Origin of the sequence: Amycolatopsis balhimycina FH 1894, assembly GCF_000384295.1 — a bacterium.
Taxonomy (GTDB): Bacteria; Actinomycetota; Actinomycetes; order Mycobacteriales; family Pseudonocardiaceae; genus Amycolatopsis; species Amycolatopsis balhimycina.
Map to the genome: position 1 here is coordinate 7,864,777 of NZ_KB913037.1, position 21,196 is coordinate 7,885,972.

Below are 21,196 nucleotides of genomic sequence, written 5' to 3' on the forward strand. Positions count from 1 at the left end.
TCAAGCCACCTGCTCTTCCACGAGTCCGATGCGTTCGAGGGTCCGGGCCGGCATGAACCGCAGCATCGACACCGTCACGGCCGGGACGAGCAGCGTGATGCCGCCCAGCCAGGTGACCGAGAGGTGGCCGTTGGCGATGGCGCCGAACCAGGAGTGGAGCGCGATGAGCGCCACCGCCGGGTACGCGCAGCGGTGCAGCCACAGCCAGCGCCGATAGGACGTGAAGCGCTGCAGGCCGGCGGTGAGGAAGATGGCGAACATGACCTCGAAGCCGACGATGCCCGCGATGTGGCGCGACTCCTGCCCGGAGCTGAACGGGATGAACATGTAGGCGAAGCTGTAGGGCTGAACGGTCAGATAGGTGAAGCCCAGTGCGTGGACGGCGCCGAAGATGATCGTCGCGGTGGCCAGCACCATGTGGGTGCTGCGCAGGGCCTTCCGGCCGGTGACGGAGCGGATCCAGCCGGTCGCGGTGAGCACGCCCCAGGTGAGCGTCAGCATCGTCGCCGCGTAGGACGTCCGGGCGGCGAAGGCGGCGAGGCCGCGGGCTGCCGGGTCCGTCTTCGGCTGGAACTGCTGGGTCAGGAAGATCGTCGCGTCGTGCCAGGTCTCAACCACGGCCACCCCCCGCTCTCGCGGTGGCCGGCCGAGCGGCTGCCCTGGCGCGGCCGCGGTTGCTCTTGACCTGGCGCAGCACGTAGAACAGACCGCCGCCGAGCAGGAGGAACAGCGCCGCCACCACAGCGATCTGGGACGTGTCGAGACCGAGCGGTTGACCGACGGGCGCCGCGGTGGTGGAGACGGCCGGAGCGGGCAGTGCGGTGTAGTCGACCATCCCGGTGCTCTCGAGCATCGTCATGTGCCGCATCACGGCCTGGTTGCCGACGGTCGCGAAGGCCCGCACGTCGTCGTTGCGGGTACCGGCCCGCAGCTGCGCGAGAACGGCGAACACCTGGCCGTGCGCCGCGCGCAGCCGGTTGGCGAAGACGCGGTCGAACGCCGGCCCGGGGGCCGCGGCCATCTCCTCGGCGAGCCAGCCGCGCTGTTCCTCGGAGGGCTGGTCGGGGACCGGCGAGTTCAGCTTCTGCGAGAGCGCGCGGGTCGCCACGTCGAGGCGGCCGTGGTCCATCATGATCGCGAAGCCGACCTTCTGGACGAGCGGGCTGCCCTTCTCCATGGCCATCATGCCGGAGGGCATTTCCCACAGGCCGGCTTGGCGGACCTTGGTCAGCAGCACCGCGTCGGTGTCCGACACCGAGGTGGTCTGGGCCGTCGAGGTCGAACCCGGCGCGAGCAGGGCCAGCACCGCGGCCAGCACGAACAGGATCCGGACCAGTGGCCGGGAGCGCTCGAGCGCCGACGGCGGATCGAAGTCCAGCCCGGCGATCTCAGAGGCCGAAAGCATTTTGCCTCCACTCGTCCTGAGTCAACGTGATCTTCTTGCCGTCCGGCGCGATCGGGTACCACGCCTCGTCGGCGCCCTGGCCGGACGTGTCGGCCGGTTCGCTGTCGCCGGCGAAGTGGTACAGCGGCCAGCCGGCGAGGGTGAGCTGCTGGATGCCGTCGTCGCGGGTGATCTGGCCGATCAGCGACTGGTCGACGTCGATCGGCGCCAGGTTGCCGCCGGCCTTGACGGGGATCCACTTGGCGGCGCACGCACCGACGCAGTTCGACCGGGACGGGTTGGTCGTGTCCCGGTCGTAGCGGTAGATCGTGTAGCCGGTCCCGTCGACGAGCAGGAGGCCGAGATCGAACGTCTTCGCGGCCCTGAGTTGGCTCTTCGCCGGGTTGTTCGGGTCGGCGGTGATGGATTGGGGCATCGGCAGGACGACCTGGCCCTGCTGTTGCTGCATGCCGGGCATCTGCATACCGGCGCCACCGGCGGCGTATCCGCCACCCGGGGTGGTGGCCGCGCCGGCGGTACAGGCGGTGAGCAAGGCGAGTGCGGTGAGGCACACGGCGGCGGGGACCACCGGTCGGGGAATGCGAATCACTGCTCCTCCGTGGGCATGACTACGCGCTGTTGCCGGGGGTGCAACGGAAAAGCGCGCGAAGGATCCACTGTGGACAGCTGGTCCGGGGGTGGATGCGGAGCGTTGCGGGGGACAACGCGTTGTCGGGGGTCTTCGGTAGGGGATACGGACACGGTCCGGAAACGGTTCAAAAAAGTTTTGCCCCCGGTTTGCCGGCCAGAAGGACTGGACTCCTGGCCTCCGGCACACCAGGATGTCCCGCGTGGGACGGCACACTCGAGCGCTGAGATCCGTCGAAGATCAGGAAGCCGTCGTCGAGACCAGCGACGGCCACGACGATCTGGCGAAGGCGCTCTACCAGGAGTTCGGCGGGTCCCTCATGGCGTTCGCACTGCGGCTGACCGGCCACGACCGGCAGTGGGCCGAGGACGTCGTGCAGGAGACCCTGATCAAGGCGTGGCGGAACGCCGACAAGCTCGACCGCCAGCCGGAGATGCTGCGTGCCTGGTTGTTCACGGTCGCCCGGCGTACCGTGATCGACGGCTGGCGCAGCCGCAGCGCCCGGCCCCAGGAGATCGAGGAGATCGAATCCGACGCGATCGCGGTGTCCGACGAATCGGACCGGACGCTCGCCGCGATGATCGTTTACGAGGCGTTGCAGGGCCTTTCGCCCGAGCAACGGGAGGCCATCCAGCAGACCTACCTGCGCGATCGGACCGTGAACGAGGTCGCGGCGACCCTCGGCGTGCCTCCTGGCACCGTCAAATCCCGCATCCACCACGCCGTCCGCGCGCTGCGCCGGGCCCTGCGCGAGCGGGGGTGAACTGAGCGTGGCCGGTTCTGCACACACCGATGTCGCCGCCTACGTGCTGGGCGTGCTCAGCGAGGCCGAGAACGCCCAGTTCGAAGCCCACCTGATGAACTGCCCGCACTGCCAGCTCGACCTGATCGAGCTCTACCAGCTGCCGGACGTCCTCGACCTGGTCAAACGCAGCTGGCCGGAGCCCCCGATGCCCGCGCCCAGCCCGCGCACCCTTTCGCCGGGCCCCCGGGTGCTGCGCGGCCTCATGGAAGAGGCCGCCGTCAAGCGCCGCCGCCGCAAGCGGGTCGGCCTCCTCGCCGGGGCCGCGGCCGCGGCGGCCGTGATCGCCGGCCCGCTGGTGACCCTCGCGGTCCGGCCGGCCGACGCCGTCCCGCCCGCCGCCCTCGCCTCGCCGAGTGGCAAGCAGCCGCCACCGGTGTCGAGCGTCCCGGCGACGTCCACCGCGCCGCCGTCCGCCGGCGCCCCGGCGCAGCCCGGTGGCGGCCAGACCTACGGCCGCGGCAGCGGCGGGTCGGCCGTCAGCGCCGTGGTCACCGTCTCCCCGGTGGAGTGGGGCAGCCGGGTCGACCTCGAGCTGCGTGGGATCGTCGGACCGGTGAAGTGTCAGCTGGTCGCCGTTTCGACGGCGGGCGACGAACGCGTGGTCTCCAGCTGGGCGGTGCCGCCCAAGGGGTTCGGCATCCCCGGCTCGCCGGAACCGTTGCGGCTGCAGGGTTCCATCTCCCTGGCGATGGACCAGATCGGCCGGTTCGAGGTCCGCGGTGACGACGGCTCCGTGCTCGTCGTCGTGCAGCGCTGAATCTCTTTCTTTCGCGAAAACGCCGTGACCTGGGTGAATGCTGCCCGGTTGCTTCCCGGAAGATAACGAACAGATAACGGGCCGGTCGCTTTTGAACCTCAGGGCACCAGCGTCCGTATCCCCCAATGCATCCCCCGATGCACCCCGACGCGCCGGAACCGGCGCACCGGGCAGCACCGCCGGAACGCCCGGCGGGAGGCCCCGGTGTGGACATCCCCGTAGGTTCCGCGCAATTTCGAACTCCATTGTCGGTTGTTCTTGCCCGGGCTGCCGCGCCGTACGGCGCGCGCCCGGAATAACGAACGAGGTGAACTAGTCTATGGCCCGGAATTCTCGGCCCCCCGTGACGGGCAAGCACCGCGTTGCCCGCCGAACCAAGATCGCGATGGGTGCGATCGGCTTGGCGATCGCCGTCGGCGGACTCGCTGTCGCGGTGACCGCGGGCCGCACGGGCGAGGCCAGTGCGGACCCCGCGGACCCGTCGTTCTTTATCGACATCAACAAGGTTCCGGCCGGCAACAACGTCAACGCGGCCTTGAAGAAGAAGGGTGCGCAAGGGTCCTTCACCGTCAACTGTGGAACGAACGCCGACGGTGGGCACCAGAACCCCGACAACTTCATCGCCCAGCCGGGAATCAAGAACGGTGCCCAGCACCTGCACGACTACGTCGGCAACTTGACGACCGACGCCGACTCGAGCCTGAAGAGCCTGCTCGCCGGCGGCACCACCTGCAAGAACGGTGACAAGTCCGCCTACTTCTGGCCCGTCATCCGCATCGATCGCGGGGACAAGGAAGCGGCGCAGCAGAAGAACCAGAAGGCCCAGCAGCAGCAGAAGGGCAAGACGGGCGACGTCCAGCAGGACAAGAGCGCCCAGGACGCCAAGGACTTGCAGGACCAGCGCAACAACCAGGGCCAGGGTGGCGGCGGCCGCTCGGGCAAGAGCGCGAAGCAGCAGCAGGGCGATCAGAACCAGAACCAGCAGAACCAGCAGAACCAGCAGGGTCAGAACAAGAACCAGCAGCAGAACCAGAACCAGCAGCAGAACCAGCAGGGCCAGAACAAGAACCAGCAGCAGAACCAGCAGAACCAGCAAGGTCAGAACAAGAACCAGCAGCAGAACAACCAGCAGGACAAGAACAACCAGCAGAACCAGAACCAGAACCAGGCCAACCAGAACCAGGCCAACCAGAACCAGGCCAACCAGAACCAGGCTCAGCAGCAGGAAGAGCTCGGCGGCATCGAGGGTGCGAACAAGGAGGTCGGCGACAACGACGGCACGATCATCGAGCCGGAGTCGGCGACGCTGAAGTTCATCGGCGGTGGCGCGCAGAACGTCGTCGCGATGCCGCTCGGCCTGAAGATCCTCTACGGTGACGCCAAGCAGAGCACCAACGGCCCGAAGAACGCCCGGCCCAGCTGGACCTGCACCGGGTTCGAGGACCGCCTGACCGACCTCTACCCGATCTGCCCGGCGGGCAGCAAGGTGGAGCGGATCCACGCCTTCCCGAACTGCTGGGACGGCAAGAACACCGACAGCACGGACCACCGCAGCCACATCGTGTTCGCCGACAAGCAGGGCAAGTGCCCCCAGGGGTTCAAGAACGTGCCGCAGCTGGAGGTCACTCTGGTGTACAACGTCCCGCAGGACGTCCAGCAGAACGGCGAGTACAAAGTGGACGCGTTCGCCCAGGAGAAGCACAACCCGCGTTCCGACCACGACGACTTCGCGAACGTGATGAGCAACCAGATCATGGGTCGCCTGGTCAACTGCGTCAACTCCGGCAAGGCCTGCGCGGAATAACCGTCACCACGGCACCACACCACCCGGCCACCTGAAACCCAGGAAGGAGAACTCCGATGAACCGCGCTCGCCCGGTCGCTGCCCTGTCGCTCGCCCTCGCCGCTCTCGCGCTGGTCGCGGCCTGCGGGACCAACCCGTACGCCACGTCCAGTACGGTGCTGGCGCTCGGCGCGCAGCAGCAACCGGCGAGCGCGGTTCCGGCGGGTTCGGTCGGTTCGGTGGCAGGCCAGGCCCAGCTGACCGTGTCCACTGTGGAAGGTCTGGGCGCGGTACTGGCCGACGCCGGGGGACACACGCTTTACCGCTACGCGAAAGACACGGCCAACCCGCCCACGTCCGCCTGCGCCGGTGCCTGCGCGGAAACCTGGCCACCGCTGCTGTCCGACGTCCCGGTGACGGCGGCAGGGGTCGACAGCCGGCTCGTCGGCTCGGTCGTCCGGCCCGACGGCCGCAAGCAGGTGACCGTCGCCGGCTGGCCGGTCTACACCTACGCCAAGGACACCGGCCCGGGTGTCGCGCTCGGCCGGAACGTCAGCGCGGACTGGGCGGCGATCACGCCGACGGGGAAGAAGGCGGCCGGGGACCCGGCCACGGACCCGGCCGCCGCCACCCCCGGTGTCAGCCCCACCGTCGGCACCACGGACATCGGCGGGCTCGGCTCCGTGCTCACGGACTCGGCCGGCCGCACGCTCTACCTGTTCACCAAGGACGGCCGGGGTTCCGGAAAGTCCACCTGCGACGGAGCCTGCGCGCAGAAGTGGCCACCGGTGCCCGCCGACGGCCGGATCATCGCCGCCGGCGGCATCGACGCCGGCCTGCTCGGGCGCATCCGCCGGGCGGACGGCAGCAGCCAGCTGACCGTCGGCGGCTGGCCCGCCTACACCTACGCCCAGGACGGCGCGCCCGGCGAGGCGAACGGTCACGGCGCGGGGAACACCTGGTACGCCGTGGAACCCAACGGCTGCAAGGTCGACCCGGCGCGCCGGCCCGACGCCCGGCAAGCGATCACGGCGTCTTCGGCCACCAGCGGGTACTGACCCGCTCCACGAACCCCGGCCCGGCGGACACTTCCCTCCACCTCACCCCCCCCAGTCCGCCGGGCCGGTTGCACCACCCCGAGAAAAACGCGGGACGTCCCGTCCCGCTCCCGATCCCCGGTCCGGTGGACGCTTCCCTCCACCTCACCCCCCCCAGTCCACCGGGCCGGGATTTCCCCACCCCGATCCGGCCGGCCCCGGCCGGGTCAGCGAAGGAGGAAACCGGCGGGAGCCCTCCCGCTCGCGAGTTCCGGCCCGGTGGACGTCTTCCCTCCACCTCACCCCCCCCACGTCCACCGCGCCGGAACTCCTCCCCCCCCCAAACTTCCACCCCCGAGTCGACCCTCCAATCACGCGAGATGGCTCTTCAATCACGCGAGATGCCCCTCCAGACACGCGAGTTCCGTGTCCGATCACGTGAGATCGGTCTTCAATCACGCGAGTCACGTCCCGGATCACGTGAGATCCGCCCCGAATCCCCGCCCGGCGCCCGCCCCTCGGTCACCGGGCCGGATTCCGCTCCACTCCCCGGAACCCCGGCCTGGGGGATGCTTCCCTCCACCTCACCCCCCTCATCCCCCGGTCCGGTGAACGCTGCGGTCCCCGTGCCCAGGCACGGGGACCGCGGCCCAGAAGTCCAGCGGCACCCGCCCGGCGTCCCGGCCCGCGGAGTCGAGCAGACGGCCCATCAGCTTGACGGTCCGCAGCGTCACCGCCCGGCCGGTGATCTCCAGCCACGGCAGCTTCGCCGCCAGCACCGCCTCGAGCGAAAGAGCGTCCTGCTGCGAAGGCAGCCACACCACCAGCATCAGGTTCGCCGCCCCGGACAGTGCCGCGCTGTGATCCGAACGGCGTATTGCTGACGCTGTCGAAGGACGCCTTGCCCCGGCTGGGTGACAGGAATTGCCGTGGTCGCCGCGACGGTCCCGGCGGCCGGCATCCTGATCGGCGTCTCGTCGCTGGTGGCGCGCGACATCGCCCGCGTCCGCAGCGGCCGGCGGCAGTTCTGGATCAACCACGGCACGGTTGTGCTCGCGAGTACGCTGGCCCTCGTGCTCGGCATCTTCCGGCCGGATCTGCCGGCCAACCTGCTGGTGCTCACCTGTTCGGGGTCGGTCCAGCCGGCCCCGGCCACCCTGCTGGGGTTCCCGCGGCGCGTGCCGGTCGGCAAAGGCCCGGTGCCGGCCGGGATGGTCGCCGGCGAGCTCGTGGCCGGCTTGCTGACCTTTGTGGACACTCACCTGGCCGGCACGGTCAACGTGGGCCTGCTCAGGCGGGGCGCGAACGTCGTCGTGCTCGCCCTGGCCGCCGTGGTGGAACGGGTCGCTCCGAAGGAGGAAACGGCGTGACGCGCACGGTCTTCACCGGCGGTTCGGTCTTCGACGGCACCGGGTCGGAGCCGTCGGCGGCCGACGTCGCCGTCGAGCACGGCCGGATCGTCGGCGTCGGCACGGACCTGGACGGCGACGAGGGCGTCGACTGCGCCGGGGCGGTGCTGCTGCCCGGGTTCTTCGACTGCCACGTGCACGTCACCGTGTCCGACATCGGGCTGCTGTCCCGCGTGCAGAAGCCGTTCTCGTACCAGTTCTACGAAGCCGCGCGGAACCTGTGGGCCACGCTCGGGCTGGGCATCACGACGGTCCGCGACGCCGCGGGCGCGGACCTCGGCATCAAGCAGGCCGTCGACGACGGGCTGATCCCGGGACCGCGGCTGCAGATCTCGATCGGGCTGATCACGCCGACCGGCGGCCACGGCGACGCGTGGCACCCGTCGGGGATGTGCGTCCCCCTGCTGGTGCCGCACCCGGGCCGGCCGGACGCCACCGCCGACGGTCCCGACGAGGTGCGCCGCGTGGCGCGGACGATGTTGCGCGCCGGCGCGGACGTGCTGAAGGTGTGCACGACCGGCGGGGTGCTGTCCCCGCGCGACGACCCGCGTCACTCGCAGTTCACGCCGGAGGAGCTGGACGTCCTGGTCACCGAGGCGGCGATGCAGGGCCGTCCGGTGATGGCGCACGCGCAGGGCGCGGCGGGCATCAAGAACGCCGTCCGTGCCGGGGTCCGCTCGATCGAGCACGGCATCTACCTCGACGACGAGGCGATCGAGCTGATGCTCGGCCACGGCACGTGGCTGGTGCCGACGCTGATCGCCCCGGTCAACGTCGTCCGGGCGGCCGACGCGGGCGTCGACCTCCCGGCGGCGGTCGTGGCGAAGGCCCGCGAAGTGGTGGAGGCCCACCGGGACTCGGTCCGCCGGGCGTACGCGGCGGGCGTCCGGATCGCGATGGGCACCGACAGCGGCGTGGGCCCGCACGGGACGAACCTCGAGGAACTGGCCCTGATGGCGGCGTGCGGCATGACCCCGCCGGACGTCCTGGAGGCGACGACGTCGTCGGCGGCGCGGTTGCTGGGCCTCGACGGCGAGCTGGGCCGGATCGAGCCGGGCCTGCGGGCGGACCTCGTGGTGGTTTCGGGGGACCCGTACGACTTCCCGGCGCTGGCGTCGAACATCCGGGAGGTCTGGAAGGACGGCATCCGGGTCGTCTGACGCAGTTGTCCACAGGCCACCTCGAATGTGGACAGCTCCGGTCCCGGAACGTCGATACCGGTGTTTTGTCATCCCGTGCCGGTAGACTGGACTCGGGGACGTCCCCCCAAGGGAAGGGCGGGGGGCCGCGGCGCGAGTCAGGCGTCCGGGGTCAGCAGGTCCTTGAGCGCCGCGGCGAACTTCGCCGGGTTCCGTTGCGGGGCCAGGTGTGCGCCCGGCAGCTCGGTGAACGGCAAACCCAGCTCCAGAGCCAGGATCTTCGCCGGCTGGTAGTGGTAACGCCCGCGGCTGCCTTCGCCCGCGACCGGGAAGATCTCCGTGCTCGCCCTGCGCAGCGCGCGCAGGTCCGGCAGGTAGTCGAAGAACTCCGTCAGCTCGCGGTCGAACAGCCGGATCCAGTCGGCTTCGTGCGGCAGGCGGATGTTCGGCAGGTCGGGCAGGGCCGCGCCGGCGATCGCGTCCGCGAAGCGTGTCACCGCGGCCATCAGCTCACCCGAACGGGCCAGCCGCACCTGTTCCGCGGCGGCTTCGAGCCAGCCGCCCGCGTCCGGCATCAGGTGCACCGCCGGGGGTTCGTGCGCGACCAGCGTCGTCACCCGGTCCGGAAACCGGGCCACGAGGTCGAGGCCGATCAGCGCGCCCGCGCTCGACCCGAAGACGAGCGCCGGGCCGTCGGTCGCGTGGCGGAGCACCGCCAGCGCGTCGTCGGCCTGCCGCGAGACCGGGACCGGGCCCGTGGTGGTGTCGGTGCTGCCGAAGTGGCCGCGCCGGTCGTAGGTGATCACGGTGTAGTCCGCGTACAGCAGCTTCGCCAGCGCGCGGTAGGAGTCACCCGCCCCGGTGCCGCCCGCGATCAGCAGCAGCGCCGGACCCTCGCCGCCGCGGCGGACGAGGAGCTCACCGTCCTCCACCGGGCAACGGCTTTCCGAGATCATGCACCGAAGTGAAGCACAACGGCCGCCCGCTAACGTGTGCGGTATGACGGAACGGCGAGCGATCCTCAGCGGGCCGACCTTCGAAGAGCAGATCGGCTACGCCCGCGCCGTGGTGCACGGCGATCGCGTGTACGTCTCGGGCACACCGGGTTCGACTACCTCACGATGACGATCTCCGACGACGTCGTGGAGCAGGCGGCGCAGTGCCTGCGCAACATCGAGGCGGCGCTGGCGGAGGCGGGTTGCACGTTCGCCGACGTCGTCCGGGTGCAGTACCTGCTGCCCGAGCGCGAGGATTTCGAGCCGTGCCGGCCGTTGCTGCGCAAGGCTTTCGCGGACGTCCGCCCGGCGGCGACCATGCTGGTGCGCGGCCTGCTGGACCCGCGCGCGAAGATCGAGATCGAGGTGGACGCGCTCAAAGCCGTTCGATGATCGTCGCGGTGGCGAGCGCGCCGCCCGCGCACATCGTCACCAGCGCCGTCGACGCGTCGCGGCGTTCCAGCTCGTGCAACGCCGTCGTAAGCAGCCGGGCTCCCGTGCTGCCCACCGGGTGGCCGAGGGCGATCGCGCCGCCGTTGACGTTGACCCGCGCGGGATCCGGCTCGACGACCTGCTGCCACGACAGTGCCACCGAGGCGAAGGCTTCGTTGACCTCGAACAGATCCAGGTCGCCCACGGCCATCCCGGCCCGCTCGAGGACGCGTTCCGTCGCGCGGATCGGGCCGTCCAAGTGGTAGTACGGCTCGGCGCCGACCAGTGCCTGCGCGACGATCCGGGCGCGCGGACGCAGTCCCAGCGCCGCCGCGCGGTCGGCGTCCAGCACGAGGATGGCCGCCGCGCCGTCGGAGATCTGGGACGACGTGCCCGCCGTGTGGATCCCGTCCTCCACCACCGGCTTGAGCCGGGCGAGGCCTTCGACCGTCGTGTCGCGCAGGCCCTGGTCGCGGCCGACCAAGCGGGTTTCGCCGGTCGGATCGCCGGAAGCGGAGAGGACCGGCGCCTTCACCGGCACGACCTCGCGGTCGAAGTGGCCCGCCGCCCAGGCGGCCGCGGCCTTGTGCTGGGACGCCGCGCCGAACGCGTCGACGTCTTCCCGCGTCAGCCCGCGCCGGACCGCGATCCGCTCGGCCGCGCCGTACTGGTTGGGCAGGTCGATCGACCACGACGACGGCCGCGGGGACGCGCCGGCGCGGTTGGTGCCCAGCGGCACGCGGCTCATCGCCTCGACGCCGCACGCGACGCCCGCCTCGATGGCGCCCGCCGCGATCAGGCCGGCGACGAGGTGGGTGGCCTGCTGCGCCGAGCCGCACTGGGCGTCGATCGTCGTCGCGCCCGCCGTCTCGGGCAGGCCCGCGTGCAGCCACGCCGTGCGCGTGACGTTGTTGGACTGCTCGCCGGCCTGCGTGACGCAGCCGCCGATCAGCTGCTCGACGAGGGCCGGGTCGATCCCGGCGCGGTCCAGCAGGGCGAGCTGCGCGGCGCCCAGCAGCTCGGCCGCGTGCAGGCCGGCCAGCAGCCCGTTCCGCTTGCCGATCGGGGTCCGCACGGCTTCGACGATGACCGGCACGCCCATGCTCGTCCCTTTCGTCGGGAAACACTGTTCACTGCCTCAAAAACTAGAACAAGTTATCGTTCCGTGCAAGTCTGCGCAGGCTCGGCCCCCTCTTGATCTTCGCGCGGTGAGCGCTCGCTCACCTGGCATCATCGGTTAAGTAAACGGGTTTCACTGACGGGCTTCCGTTGGTTAACGCCGTATGCTCTAATCGGACTTAGAACGTGTTCCAAGCCGAACCGTGGGAGGCAACGTGGCCGCTCCGCTCATCCCCGCCGGGTTCGACTTCACCGATCCCGATCTCTTGGCAGAGCGACTCCCCGTCGCCGAGTTCGCCGAATTGCGGCGTACTGCCCCGGTGTGGTGGAACCCCCAGAAGCACAACACCGCGGGCTTTCGCGACGACGGGTACTGGGTCGTCTCGCGGCACGCGGACGTCAAGGAGGTCTCCCGCGACAGCACGCTGTACTCGTCGCGGGAAAAGACCGCCATCATCCGCTTCGACGAGAACATGACCGAGGACAACCTCGAGGCGAACCGCCTGGTGCTGCTCAACATGGACGCCCCACAGCACACCAAGCTGCGGCGGATCGTGTCGAAGGGCTTCACCCCGCGCTCGATCTCCAAGCTCGAGGACACCCTCCGCGACCGCGCGGAGCGGATCGTCACCGAGGCCCGCAAGAAGGGGACCGGCGACTTCGTCACCGACGTCGCGTGCGAGCTGCCGCTGCAGGCGATCGCCGAGCTGATCGGCATCCCCCAGGAGGACCGGCTCAAGATCTTCGACTGGTCCAACCAGATGGTCGCTTACGACGACCCCGAGTACGAGGTCGAGCCCCTCGAGGCATCCACCCAGCTCATCGGCTACGCGTGGAACATGGCCGAGGACCGCCGCAAGTGCCCGATGGACGACATCGTCACGAAGCTGATCCAGGCGGACGTCGACGGCGAAGAGCTCGGCTCCGACGAGTTCGGCTTCTTCGTCATCCTGCTCGCCGTCGCCGGCAACGAGACCACGCGCAACTCCATCACCCACGGCATGAAAGCGCTCCTGGACCACCCGGACCAGTGGGAGACCTTCAAGGACCTGCGGCCGAAGACCGCGCCCGACGAGATCGTCCGCTGGGCCACCCCGGTGATCGCCTTCCAGCGCACCGCCACCCGGGACACCGAGCTCGGCGGCGCGCAGATCCGCAAGGGCGACCGCGTCGGCATGTTCTACAGCTCCGCCAACTTCGACCACGAGGTCTTCGAGGACCCGGAGAAGTTCGACGTGCTCCGCGAGGACAACCCGCACGTCGGCTTCGGCGGCACCGGGTCGCACTACTGCATCGGCGCCAACCTGGCCCGGCTGCAGATCGATCTGATCTTCAACGCCATCGCCGACGTGATGCCGAACATCACCGAAGCCGCGCCCCCGGTGCGGCTGCGGTCCAGCTGGTTGAACGGGATCAAGCACTACCCGGTGAACTACGCCTGAGGAACTCCTCGACGCGTTCCCAGGTGAGCGCGGCCGCGTGCTCGTCGTGATCGGGGCCGTCTTCGTCGGTGTAGAAGTGGCCGATGCCCGGGTAGGTGTACACCCGGGCATCGGCGCCCGACCGCGCCGCGGCCTCTCGCCAGGCCGCGACCTGCACCGGGGGCGCGATGGGGTCGGGGTCGGCGACGTGCACCTGCACCGGCAGGCCGGCGCGGATCCCGGCCGGCAGCGCCCCCAACGCGTGGAGCAGCAGGACGCCCGCCGTGCCGGGCCGGTGCGGCAGCACGGTCTGGACAACGCCGGCCCCCATCGACACACCCGCGAGCACGGTCTCCGTGGGCAGGTCGCGCACCGCCTCGCGGGCTCGCCGGGTGATCGTCTCCCAGCCGACGGCGTCTTTCAGCGCGAAGCCTTCCTCAAGGGTCGACGCCGTCCGGCCGTCGTAGAGGTCCGGGGTGGTCACGCGGTGCCCGGCCGCCCGCAACCGGTCGGCGAAGCGCAGTTCGACCGGCCGCAATCCCAGCACGGAGTGGAACACCACGATGTCGGTCACCCGGCGATTCTGCCAGGGGATGACATCATGGGGCGATGGCACCGAGAGCAACCGTCGACGTCGAGTTCGCCATCCGCGTCACCGCGCCCGGGCCGGCGGCGATCTCGATCGCCGCGGCGCACGCCGACACCGAAGAGCTCCGGGTGTCCTGGCACGGTGACAGCCGGCCCGTCGAGTTCGAGCACGGCACCCGGGCCGAGATCTTCGACCTGCCCGACGGCGAACACCGCGTCACCTACCACGCCGAGCGCGCGCTGACCGACCCCGAACCCGAGCCGGTGACGCTCGCCGACGTCATCGTGTTCACCCGGCCGAGCCGGTACTGCCCGTCCGATCGCGTCGCCGGACTGGTGCCGCCGGAACTGCTCGACCACCAGAACACCGGGGAGCAGGTCGAAGCCGTCGTCCGGCACGTTCACGAGCGACTGTCCTATGTGGTCGGTGCGAGCCGTCCCACCGACGACGCGATCGACACCCTGCTCGCCGGCGAAGGCGTCTGCCGGGACTTCGCGCACGTCTGCATCACCCTGTGCCGGTTCCTCGACATCCCCGCGCGCTACGTCGGCGTCTACGCGCCTGGGCTCGCGCCGATGGACTTCCACGCCGTCTTCGAAGCCGCGGTCGACGGCCACTGGTACGTCTTCGACGCCACCCGGCTCGCGCCGCGGCAGACCATGCTCCGCATCTCCACCGGCCGCGACGCCGCCGACACCGCCTTCCTCGCCACGCTCGGCGGCGAGCTCGACTTCCTGGGCAGCACCGTCTTCGCGACGACGGACGCCGCGCTGCCCGTCGACGACGGATCCGGCCTGGTCGTTCTCGGCTGACCCGCGTGTTGCCTGCGCAAAGAGGGCCCCGGCTGGGTAGACAGTCTTCGTGAAGAGTTCCCCCAAGGCGCCGAGCCGCTGGGCGCGGGCGCGTGCCCGGTACCGGTGGCTGGACCACATCGCCCGCGCGACCAACCGCTACATCGAGTCGGGCGGCTACCACTACGTCGCCTCGATCACCTACTTCAGCCTGCTGTCGCTGGTGCCGCTGCTGATGGTCGCCTCGTCGGTCGGCGGGTTCGTGCTGGCCACCCAGCCGCACCTGCTCGACACGCTGGTCCACGCGATCGTCAGCACGCTGCCCGGCGGGCTCGGCGACAAGGCCACCGAACTGCTCACCGGCTTCGTCGAGCAGCGGACCAGCGTCGGGGTGGTCGGCCTGGCCATCGGCCTCTACTCCGGCTGGAACTGGATGAACGCGCTGCGGGACTCGCTGACGGCGCTGTGGGGGCAGCACCGGTCGGACCAGTCGCTGCTGCGGCTGATCGCCGTCGACCTGCTCGCCCTGCTCGGCCTGAGCGCGGCGCTGCTGGTGTCGTTCACGTTGACGATCTCCGGCACCGCGCTCGGCGGCTACCTGCTCCGGCTCGCCGGGCTCGACGACACGAGCTGGGGGCACCAGCTCGTGTCGGCGTCCTCGGTGCCGCTGTCGCTCGCCGCCGACTGGCTGGTGTTCCTGTGGGTGCTCACCCGGCTGCCCCGGCAGAAGGTCGGCGTGCGCAGCGCGGTGCGCGGCGCGATCGCCCTCGCCGTCGGGTTCGAGGCGCTGAAGCTGGCCGGCGGGTTCTACCTCCGGCTGATCAGCGACTCGCCGACCGGCATCGCGTTCGGCTCGATCATCGGCCTGATCTTCTTCATCTCGCTCGTCGCGCGGCTGCTCGTGTTCGTGACGGCGTGGACCGCGACGGGTTCGGACGCGCCGCCGAAGCCCGTCCAGCCACCGGCGCCGGTGGTGCTGAAGCCGGTGGTCGTGGTGGACCCGCCGATGGCCGTGCCCGCCACGGTCGGCGTGGTCACCGGCGTCCTCGGCACCCTGCTCGCCCTCCGCTGGCGCCGCTCCCGCCGGTGACCCGCCACTTTCACGTGAAAGCTCCCACCTGGGGGCGTAGCTTTCCCGTGAAAGTGGCGTCAGGCGGGTTTTTCGGAGCCGACCAGCCACATCGAGAAGTACTGGGATCCGCCGCCGTAGGCGTGGCCGAGCGCGCGGCGCGCGCCGTCCACCTGGTAGTCGCCGGCCCGGCCCATGACCTGCTTCGCCGCTTCGGAGAACCGGAGCATGCCGGACGCGCCGATCGGGTTGGAGGACAGCACCCCGCCGGACGGGTTGCACGGCAGCCGCCCGCCGATCGCCGTCTCGCCCTTCTCGGTGACCTTCCAGCCCTCGCCTTCGGGCGCGAAGCCGAGGTTCTCCAGCCACATCGGCTCGAACCACGAGAACGGCACGTAGATCTCCGCGACGTCCACTTCGGACATCGGGTCGGTGATCCCCGCCTCGGCCCACAGCGCGGCCGCCGCTTCGCGGCCCGCCCGGGGGTTCACCTGGTCCCGGCCGGCGAACGTGGTCGGCTCGGTGCGCATCGCCGTCGCGTGGATCCAGGCCGCGCCCCCTTCGACGGCGTCCCCGGCGGCTTCGTCGCCGAGCACCATCGCGCACGCGCCGTCGGACGACGGGCACGTCTCGTCGTAGCGGATCGGGTCCCACAGCATCTGCGACGCCCGCACCGACTCGACCGTGATGTCCGGCTGCTGAAGGTGTGCGAAGGGGTTCAGGGCGCCGTTGCGCCGGTCCTTCGCCGCGACGATCGCCCCGACGTGCTCGGGTGCGCCCGAGCGGCGGATGTAGGACCGCACGTGCGGCGCGAAGTAGCCGCCCGCGCCGGCGCCGACCGGCATCTGGAACGGCGGCAGGATCGACAGGCCCCACATCGCGTTCGACTCGGACTGCTTCTCGTAGGCCACCGTGAGCACCCGGCGGTGCACGCCGGACTGGATCAGCGAGGCCGCGACCAGCGCCGTCGAGCCGCCGACCGACCCGGCGGTGTGCACGCGCAGCAGGGGTTTGCCGGTCGCGCCGAGCGAGTCGGCGAGGAACAGTTCGGGCATCATGACGCCCTCGAACAGGTCCGGGGCCTTGCCGAGCACGACGGCGTCGATGTCGGCCCACTCCACCTGGGCGTCGGTCATCGCGCGGTCGATCGCCTCGCGCAGCAGGCCCGGCATCGAGACGTCCTGGCGCTTGGCGCGGTGGTGCGTCTGGCCGGTGCCGAGCACGGCGGTGAGCTGCTTGGTCATCGGGCCTCCAGCACGGTCACCAGGTTCTGTTGCAGGGCCGGGCCGCTCGTCGCGTGGGCCACCGCCTTGCGGGATTCCCCGCTGTGGATCCGGATCGCGGCTTCGCCGATGCGGGCGAGGCCGGCGGAGAACATCGGGTTCGCGGCCAGCGCGCCGCCGGACGGGTTGATCTTCACGCCGTCGTCGAGGTTCAGCGCCGTCCGCAGGATCAGCTCCTGGTGCGTGAACGGCGCGTGCAGCTCGGCGAGGTCGGCGCCGTCGAGGTCCAGCGCTTTGGCCGCCGCTTCGGTGGACGGCGAGCGGGTGAGGTCGCGGGCGCCGAGCACGGGGGAGTCGACGCGGTGCTCGATGCCGGCGATCACCGCGGGCCGTTCGACGATGTCCCGCGCGCGCTCCACAGTGGACAGCACGACCACGGCGGCGCCGTCGGTGATCGGCGCGATGTCGTGCCTGCGCAACGGATCGGCGTAGTACGGGGTGTCGAGGAGCTCCGCGACGTCTTTGGTGGTCCCGCGCGCGGCGACCTCGGCGAGGTCCTTTTCGGACCAGAGCCCGGCCTCCAGGCCCAGCCGCGCCTGGATCCCGGCGATCGAGATCGAGTCCGGCCACAGCGGGGTGACGACGTACGGGTCGAGCTGCAGGGCGAGCACCCGGCGCAGCTGCCCGGCGCTGGACTTGCCGAAGCCGTAGACGAGCGCCGTCTCGACCTCGCCCATCTTGATCTTCAGCCACGCTTCGTAGAGCGCCCAGGCGGCGTCCATCTCGACGTGGGACTCGTGGATCGGCGGGAACGCGCCGATCGCGTCGACGGCGGCGATGAACGAGAACGCGCGCCCGGCGAGGTAGTCCGACGAACCGGAGCACCAGAAGCCGATGTCTTTCTTGGACAGTCCGGTCTGGGCGAAGACCTCGGCGAAGATCGGGACGAGCATCTCCACGCCGTTGGTGGTGCCGTCGGTTTCCCGGACGTTGGGGGCCTTCGCGAAGCCCGCGATCGCGACGTCTGGCATCAGGACCTCACAGGTGGTGGGCGAAGGTTTCGTAAGCCGCGTCCGGCTCACCGGTCGGCTCGAAGTGGCTGATGTTCTCCAGCGACGTCCACCACTCGTCGCGCGGCTTCCACGCGGCGCGCACGCGCAGGCCCATCCGGACGTCTTCGGCCGCGCAGCCCAGCACGAGGTGCAGGAACGCGATGTCCGCGCCGTCGAGCAGGATGTACGCGGCGACGTACGGCGGCTTGATCCGCTGGCCGAGGAACGGGACGTTGACGATGCAGAACGTCGTGACGATGCCGGTGTCGGGCAGTTCGACCTCGTCGGTGGTCGGCACGCCGTCGGTCGGGCAGGCGCCGCGCGGCGGGATGTAGACCTTGCCGCAGGCCGGGCAGCGCTGGCCGATCAGCTTGCCCTCGGCGAGCCCGCGCAGGTAGCGGCTTTCCTCGGGCGACGCGGAGTGCAGGTACTTCAGGTGCACCGGGGTGATGATCACGCTGACCGGCGCGCCCTCCGCACGCTCGGCGACCGGGGGAGCGGGCTCGGTCGGCGTGGTGTCCCCGGCGTCGACGGGCAGGAAGTAGGCGATGTCGCGGATGTGCCCGACGGCCTCTTCGGCCCAGCGCACGCGCACCCGCTGTCCACTGTGGATCTTCTCCGGCGAGCCGGCGTCGACGGCGTGCAGCATGGCGGTGTCGGCGCCGTCGAGCTTCACCAGCGCCCAGGCGAACGGCCGGCTCAGCGGCTGGCCGTCGAGCGGGTCCGGGCACCACGACCACGAGACGACAGTGCCTTCTTCGGCGACCGGCACGAACTCGCTGAGCTGTTCGGCGGTGACGGGGTCGTACTCGACCGGCGGGACGTGCACGCGCCCGTCGCTGCCGCGGATGCCTTCGATGCGGTGCTCGCGCAGCGCGGTGACGAACCGGCCGAGGACGGGCCCGGTCGAGCGGGTGTAGTCGAAGCCGACGTTCAGCGGTGCCGCCAGAGGTGTCTCGGTCACACCCCTGAGTGAAACATGTTCTTGTTCTACCGACAAGGTTCCTCCGCAGGCCGGTCCGATTCACATGGAACGTGTTCTAACTCAGCGACCTCAGTGTCCTCAGTGTCCTCGGAAGTCCGGCTTCCGCTTCTCCGAGAAGGCTCGCGGACCCTCCTTGGCGTCCTCCGAAGCGAAGACCTCGATCCCGTACTGCGAGTCCAGCTTGAAGGCTTCCTCCTCGTGGAGCCCCTCGGTGTCCCGGATCGTCCGCAGGATGGCCCGCACGGCCAGTGGCCCATTCGCGTTGATCAACGCGGCCAGTTCGAGGGCCTTCGAAAGAGCTTCACCGTCGGGCACCACGTGACCGATCAGGCCGATCGCCCGTGCTTCGGCGGCGGTGATGTGGCGGCCCGTCAGCAGGATGTCCGCGGCCACCGTGTACGGGATCTGGCGCACCAGCCGCACCGCCGAACCGCCCATCGGGAACAGGCCCCATCGCGCCTCGGACACCCCGAAGCGGGCCGAGGCGCCCGCCACCCGGATGTCGGTACCCTGGAGGATCTCGGTCCCGCCCGCGATCGCCGGGCCCTCGACCGCCGCGATCAGCGGTTTCGTCAGGCGGCGGCCCTTCAAGAGCCCCGGGATGCGCGAAGGGTCGAACTTGCCGGAGGCGAACGATTCCGAAGGGGAGTTGCGGGACATCGACTTCAGGTCCGCGCCCGCGCAGAACGCGCCGCCCGCGCCGGTCAGGACGCAGCTGCGGATCGAGTCGTCGGAGTCGACCCGGTCCCAGGCCTCGACCATGATCGCCATCATCTCGCCGGTGATCGCGTTGCGCGCCTCGGGCCGGTTCATCGTGACGACGAGCGTCTGCCCCTCCTGCGAGACCAGCGCGTGCGGTTCAGCCACGTCAAATCCTCCCGAAGAAGCAGTGCCATTGCCCAGAACGATAACATGTTCTACTTTGAGGGCGTGGCACTCAACATCGCGGATCTTCTGGAGCACGCCGTCGACGCCGTGCCGGAGCGCGTCGCGGTCGTGTGCGGCGACCGGCGAGTCACCTTCGCCGAACTGGAGGCGCGGGCCAACCGGCTCGCCCACCACCTCGCCGCGCACGGCGTGGGACGCGGGTCCCACATCGGGGTCTATTCCCGCAACTCGATCGAGGCCTTGGAGGCGATGGTCGCGGCGTACAAGCTGCGCGCGATCGCCGTCAACGTCAACTACCGCTACGTGCACGGCGAACTCGTCTACCTCTTCAACGACGCCGAGATCGTGGCGCTCGTGCACGAGCGCGGGTACGCCGACAAGGTCGCGGCGGTCCTGCCGGAGGCGCCGAAACTGAAACACGTTGTCGTGATCGACGACGGCAGTGACGGCGACTACGAACGCTACGGCGGCGTCGACTACGAAGCCGCTCTCGAAGCGCAGAGCCCCGAGCGTGACTTCGAGGAGCGCTCGGGCGACGACCTCTACATCCTCTACACCGGCGGCACCACGGGCTACCCGAAGGGCGTGCTCTGGCGGCAGGAGGACGTCTGGCGCGCGCTCGGCGGTGGGATCAACTTCGTCACCGGCGAGTACATCCCCGACGAGTGGACGCTGGCCGAGCAGGGCAAGGCCGGGAGCCTGACCCGGCTGCCCGCCGCGCCGCTGATCCACGGCGCCGCGCAGTGGGCCGCGTTCGGCGCGCTGTTCACCGGCAGCCCGGTGGTGTTCGTGCCGCGCTTCGACGCCCACGAGATCTGGAAAGCCGTGCAGGAGCACAAGGTCCAGGTCCTCACGATCGTCGGCGACGCGATGGCGCGGCCGCTCATCGAGGCCTACCGCGAGGGCGATTACGACGCTTCTTCGATCGTCGCCGTGTCGAGCCACGCCGCGCTGTTCTCGCAGTCGGTGAAGCAGGAGTTCGTCGAGCTGGTCCCGAACGCCGTGATCACCGACGCCATCGGCTCGTCGGAGAGCGGCTTCACCGGGATCGGCATGGTGGCCAAGGGCTCCGACCACAGCGCCGGCCCCCGGGTGAACTTCGGCAAGGACGCGATCCTGCTCGACGACGACGGCAACCTCGTCGAGAAGAAGCCCGGCGCCGTCGGGCTGATCGGCCGCCGCGGGCACGTCCCGCTCGGCTACTACGGCGATCCCGAGAAGAGCAAGAAGATCTTCGTCGAGGTCGACGGCGTCCGGTACGTCGTCCCGGGCGACTACGCCCGCTACGAGGAAGACGGCACCGTCACGCTGCTCGGCCGGGGCTCCCAGTGCGTCAACACCGGCGGCGAGAAGGTCTACCCGGAAGAGGTCGAAGGGGCGCTCAAGTCGCACCCCGACGTCTTCGACGCGCTCGTCATCGGCGTCCCGGACGAGCGGCTCGGCCAGCGCGTCGCCGCCGTGATCCAGCTCCGGGACGGCGCCGCAGGAGATCTCGCCGCGATCGAAGAGCACGTCCGCGGCGAGATCGCCGGGTACAAGGTGCCGCGCACGGTGTGGCTCGCCGACGAGATCGGCCGCTCGCCCAGCGGCAAACCGGACTACCCGTGGGCCCAGCGCTACGCGGCCGAGCACGAACCGGCCACGGCCCAGCCCGTCTGAGGAGGACAAC

General features: G+C 70.4%; 23 protein-coding genes. 12 read left to right on the forward strand and 11 right to left on the reverse strand.

Translation table 11 applies throughout. The features are described from left to right. From A3CE_RS0136320 to A3CE_RS0136330, 3 genes are read right to left on the reverse strand one after another with little or no spacing between them, the layout of a single operon-like run. Positions 1-618: a ferric reductase-like transmembrane domain-containing protein gene (locus A3CE_RS0136320; protein WP_026469198.1), complete on the reverse strand. Its 618-nt coding sequence runs from the start codon at positions 616-618 to the stop codon at positions 1-3. Continuing rightward, a complete protein-coding gene (locus A3CE_RS0136325) occupies positions 611-1,405 on the reverse strand; it encodes a DUF4142 domain-containing protein (protein ID WP_020645018.1) in 795 nt (264 codons plus the stop codon). Before A3CE_RS0136325 ends, A3CE_RS0136320 begins: the two co-directional genes overlap by 8 nt. Further along, the gene (locus A3CE_RS0136330) at positions 1,389-1,994 is read right to left on the reverse strand and encodes a hypothetical protein (protein WP_026469199.1); all 606 of its coding nucleotides are present in this window, start codon (positions 1,992-1,994) and stop codon (positions 1,389-1,391) included. Before A3CE_RS0136330 ends, A3CE_RS0136325 begins: the two co-directional genes overlap by 17 nt. A 241-nt stretch (positions 1,995-2,235) precedes the next feature. Between A3CE_RS0136330 and A3CE_RS0136335 the strand changes: the two genes are divergently transcribed. From A3CE_RS0136335 to A3CE_RS0136350, 4 genes are all read left to right on the forward strand, one after another. Then, the gene (locus A3CE_RS0136335; protein WP_020645020.1) at positions 2,236-2,796 is read left to right on the forward strand and encodes a sigma-70 family RNA polymerase sigma factor; all 561 of its coding nucleotides are present in this window, start codon (positions 2,236-2,238) and stop codon (positions 2,794-2,796) included. A 7-nt stretch (positions 2,797-2,803) separates the two neighbouring features. Further along, a complete protein-coding gene (locus tag A3CE_RS0136340) occupies positions 2,804-3,595 on the forward strand; it encodes a zf-HC2 domain-containing protein (protein WP_020645021.1) in 792 nt (263 codons plus the stop codon). 319 nt (positions 3,596-3,914) lie between these two features. Next, entirely contained in the window at positions 3,915-5,399 is a 1,485-nt protein-coding gene (locus A3CE_RS0136345; RefSeq protein ID WP_026469200.1) for a DUF1996 domain-containing protein, read from the forward strand. 56 nt (positions 5,400-5,455) lie between these two features. After that, the gene (locus A3CE_RS0136350; protein WP_020645022.1) at positions 5,456-6,436 is read left to right on the forward strand and encodes an SCO0930 family lipoprotein; all 981 of its coding nucleotides are present in this window, start codon (positions 5,456-5,458) and stop codon (positions 6,434-6,436) included. Between the two features lie 572 nt (positions 6,437-7,008). Here the strand turns inward: A3CE_RS0136350 and A3CE_RS0136355 are convergent. After that, positions 7,009-7,245 carry a hypothetical protein gene (locus A3CE_RS0136355; protein ID WP_020645023.1) on the reverse strand — a complete coding sequence of 79 codons (237 nt, stop codon included), beginning with the start codon at positions 7,243-7,245 and terminating at the stop codon, positions 7,009-7,011. A gap of 99 nt (positions 7,246-7,344) precedes the next feature. On the opposite strand from A3CE_RS0136355, the gene A3CE_RS58120 reads away from it, so the two are divergent. Then, a complete protein-coding gene (locus A3CE_RS58120) occupies positions 7,345-7,785 on the forward strand; it encodes an SLC5/6 family protein (RefSeq protein WP_020645024.1) in 441 nt (146 codons plus the stop codon). Then, positions 7,782-8,984, forward strand: a complete 1,203-nt coding sequence (locus tag A3CE_RS0136365) for a metal-dependent hydrolase family protein (RefSeq protein ID WP_020645025.1) — start codon at positions 7,782-7,784, stop codon at positions 8,982-8,984. Before A3CE_RS58120 ends, A3CE_RS0136365 begins: the two co-directional genes overlap by 4 nt. Before the next feature lie 137 nt (positions 8,985-9,121). On the opposite strand, the gene A3CE_RS0136370 is transcribed toward A3CE_RS0136365, so the two are convergent. Then, positions 9,122-9,919 carry an alpha/beta fold hydrolase gene (locus A3CE_RS0136370; protein ID WP_026469201.1) on the reverse strand — a complete coding sequence of 266 codons (798 nt, stop codon included), beginning with the start codon at positions 9,917-9,919 and terminating at the stop codon, positions 9,122-9,124. Between the two features lie 43 nt (positions 9,920-9,962). On the opposite strand from A3CE_RS0136370, the gene A3CE_RS59405 reads away from it, so the two are divergent. Both A3CE_RS59405 and A3CE_RS52175 read left to right on the forward strand, forming a co-directional pair. Then, positions 9,963-10,088 carry a RidA family protein gene (locus tag A3CE_RS59405; RefSeq protein WP_260473794.1) on the forward strand — a complete coding sequence of 42 codons (126 nt, stop codon included), beginning with the start codon at positions 9,963-9,965 and terminating at the stop codon, positions 10,086-10,088. Beyond that, a complete protein-coding gene (locus A3CE_RS52175) occupies positions 10,085-10,351 on the forward strand; it encodes a Rid family hydrolase (RefSeq protein ID WP_245589639.1) in 267 nt (88 codons plus the stop codon). Before A3CE_RS59405 ends, A3CE_RS52175 begins: the two co-directional genes overlap by 4 nt. Here the strand turns inward: A3CE_RS52175 and A3CE_RS0136380 are convergent. After that, positions 10,335-11,492, reverse strand: a complete 1,158-nt coding sequence (locus tag A3CE_RS0136380; RefSeq protein ID WP_020645027.1) for a steroid 3-ketoacyl-CoA thiolase — start codon at positions 11,490-11,492, stop codon at positions 10,335-10,337. The two genes, A3CE_RS52175 and A3CE_RS0136380, sit on opposite strands and share 17 nt — an antisense overlap. A gap of 232 nt (positions 11,493-11,724) precedes the next feature. Between A3CE_RS0136380 and A3CE_RS0136385 the strand changes: the two genes are divergently transcribed. Beyond that, the gene (locus tag A3CE_RS0136385; protein WP_026469202.1) at positions 11,725-12,951 is read left to right on the forward strand and encodes a cytochrome P450; all 1,227 of its coding nucleotides are present in this window, start codon (positions 11,725-11,727) and stop codon (positions 12,949-12,951) included. Here A3CE_RS0136385 and A3CE_RS0136390 read toward each other — a convergent pair. Next, positions 12,923-13,504, reverse strand: coding sequence for a dienelactone hydrolase family protein (locus A3CE_RS0136390; protein WP_020645029.1), 582 nt, complete (start codon positions 13,502-13,504; stop codon positions 12,923-12,925). The two genes, A3CE_RS0136385 and A3CE_RS0136390, sit on opposite strands and share 29 nt — an antisense overlap. Positions 13,505-13,539: 35 nt before the next feature. On the opposite strand from A3CE_RS0136390, the gene A3CE_RS0136395 reads away from it, so the two are divergent. Together A3CE_RS0136395 and A3CE_RS0136400 are read left to right on the forward strand one after the other, a co-directional pair. Continuing rightward, on the forward strand, positions 13,540-14,331 hold the full coding sequence (locus tag A3CE_RS0136395; RefSeq protein ID WP_020645030.1) for a transglutaminase-like domain-containing protein: 792 nt from the start codon (positions 13,540-13,542) through the stop codon (positions 14,329-14,331). Positions 14,332-14,380: 49 nt separating this feature from the next. Further along, positions 14,381-15,400, forward strand: a complete 1,020-nt coding sequence (locus tag A3CE_RS0136400) for a YhjD/YihY/BrkB family envelope integrity protein (protein WP_020645031.1) — start codon at positions 14,381-14,383, stop codon at positions 15,398-15,400. 59 nt (positions 15,401-15,459) lie between these two features. Here the strand turns inward: A3CE_RS0136400 and A3CE_RS0136405 are convergent, their stop codons facing one another. The 4 genes from A3CE_RS0136405 to A3CE_RS0136420 all read right to left on the reverse strand — a co-directional run bounded on the left by A3CE_RS0136405 (position 15,460) and on the right by A3CE_RS0136420 (position 19,506). Further along, the gene (locus A3CE_RS0136405; RefSeq protein ID WP_020645032.1) at positions 15,460-16,623 is read right to left on the reverse strand and encodes a thiolase domain-containing protein; all 1,164 of its coding nucleotides are present in this window, start codon (positions 16,621-16,623) and stop codon (positions 15,460-15,462) included. Further along, positions 16,620-17,633 (reverse strand): thiolase domain-containing protein, encoded by a 1,014-nt coding sequence (locus A3CE_RS0136410; RefSeq protein WP_020645033.1) that lies wholly within the window; start codon positions 17,631-17,633, stop codon positions 16,620-16,622. The genes A3CE_RS0136405 and A3CE_RS0136410 overlap by 4 nt, the downstream gene beginning before the upstream one ends. A 7-nt stretch (positions 17,634-17,640) precedes the next feature. Then, the gene (locus A3CE_RS0136415) at positions 17,641-18,618 is read right to left on the reverse strand and encodes a Zn-ribbon domain-containing OB-fold protein (RefSeq protein WP_020645034.1); all 978 of its coding nucleotides are present in this window, start codon (positions 18,616-18,618) and stop codon (positions 17,641-17,643) included. Positions 18,619-18,717: 99 nt separating this feature from the next. Beyond that, positions 18,718-19,506: a crotonase/enoyl-CoA hydratase family protein gene (locus A3CE_RS0136420; RefSeq protein WP_020645035.1), complete on the reverse strand. Its 789-nt coding sequence runs from the start codon at positions 19,504-19,506 to the stop codon at positions 18,718-18,720. 63 nt (positions 19,507-19,569) lie between these two features. Between A3CE_RS0136420 and A3CE_RS0136425 the strand changes: the two genes are divergently transcribed. After that, a complete protein-coding gene (locus A3CE_RS0136425) occupies positions 19,570-21,186 on the forward strand; it encodes an acyl-CoA synthetase (RefSeq protein WP_185839858.1) in 1,617 nt (538 codons plus the stop codon). The last annotated feature ends 10 nt before the right edge of the window (positions 21,187-21,196 follow it).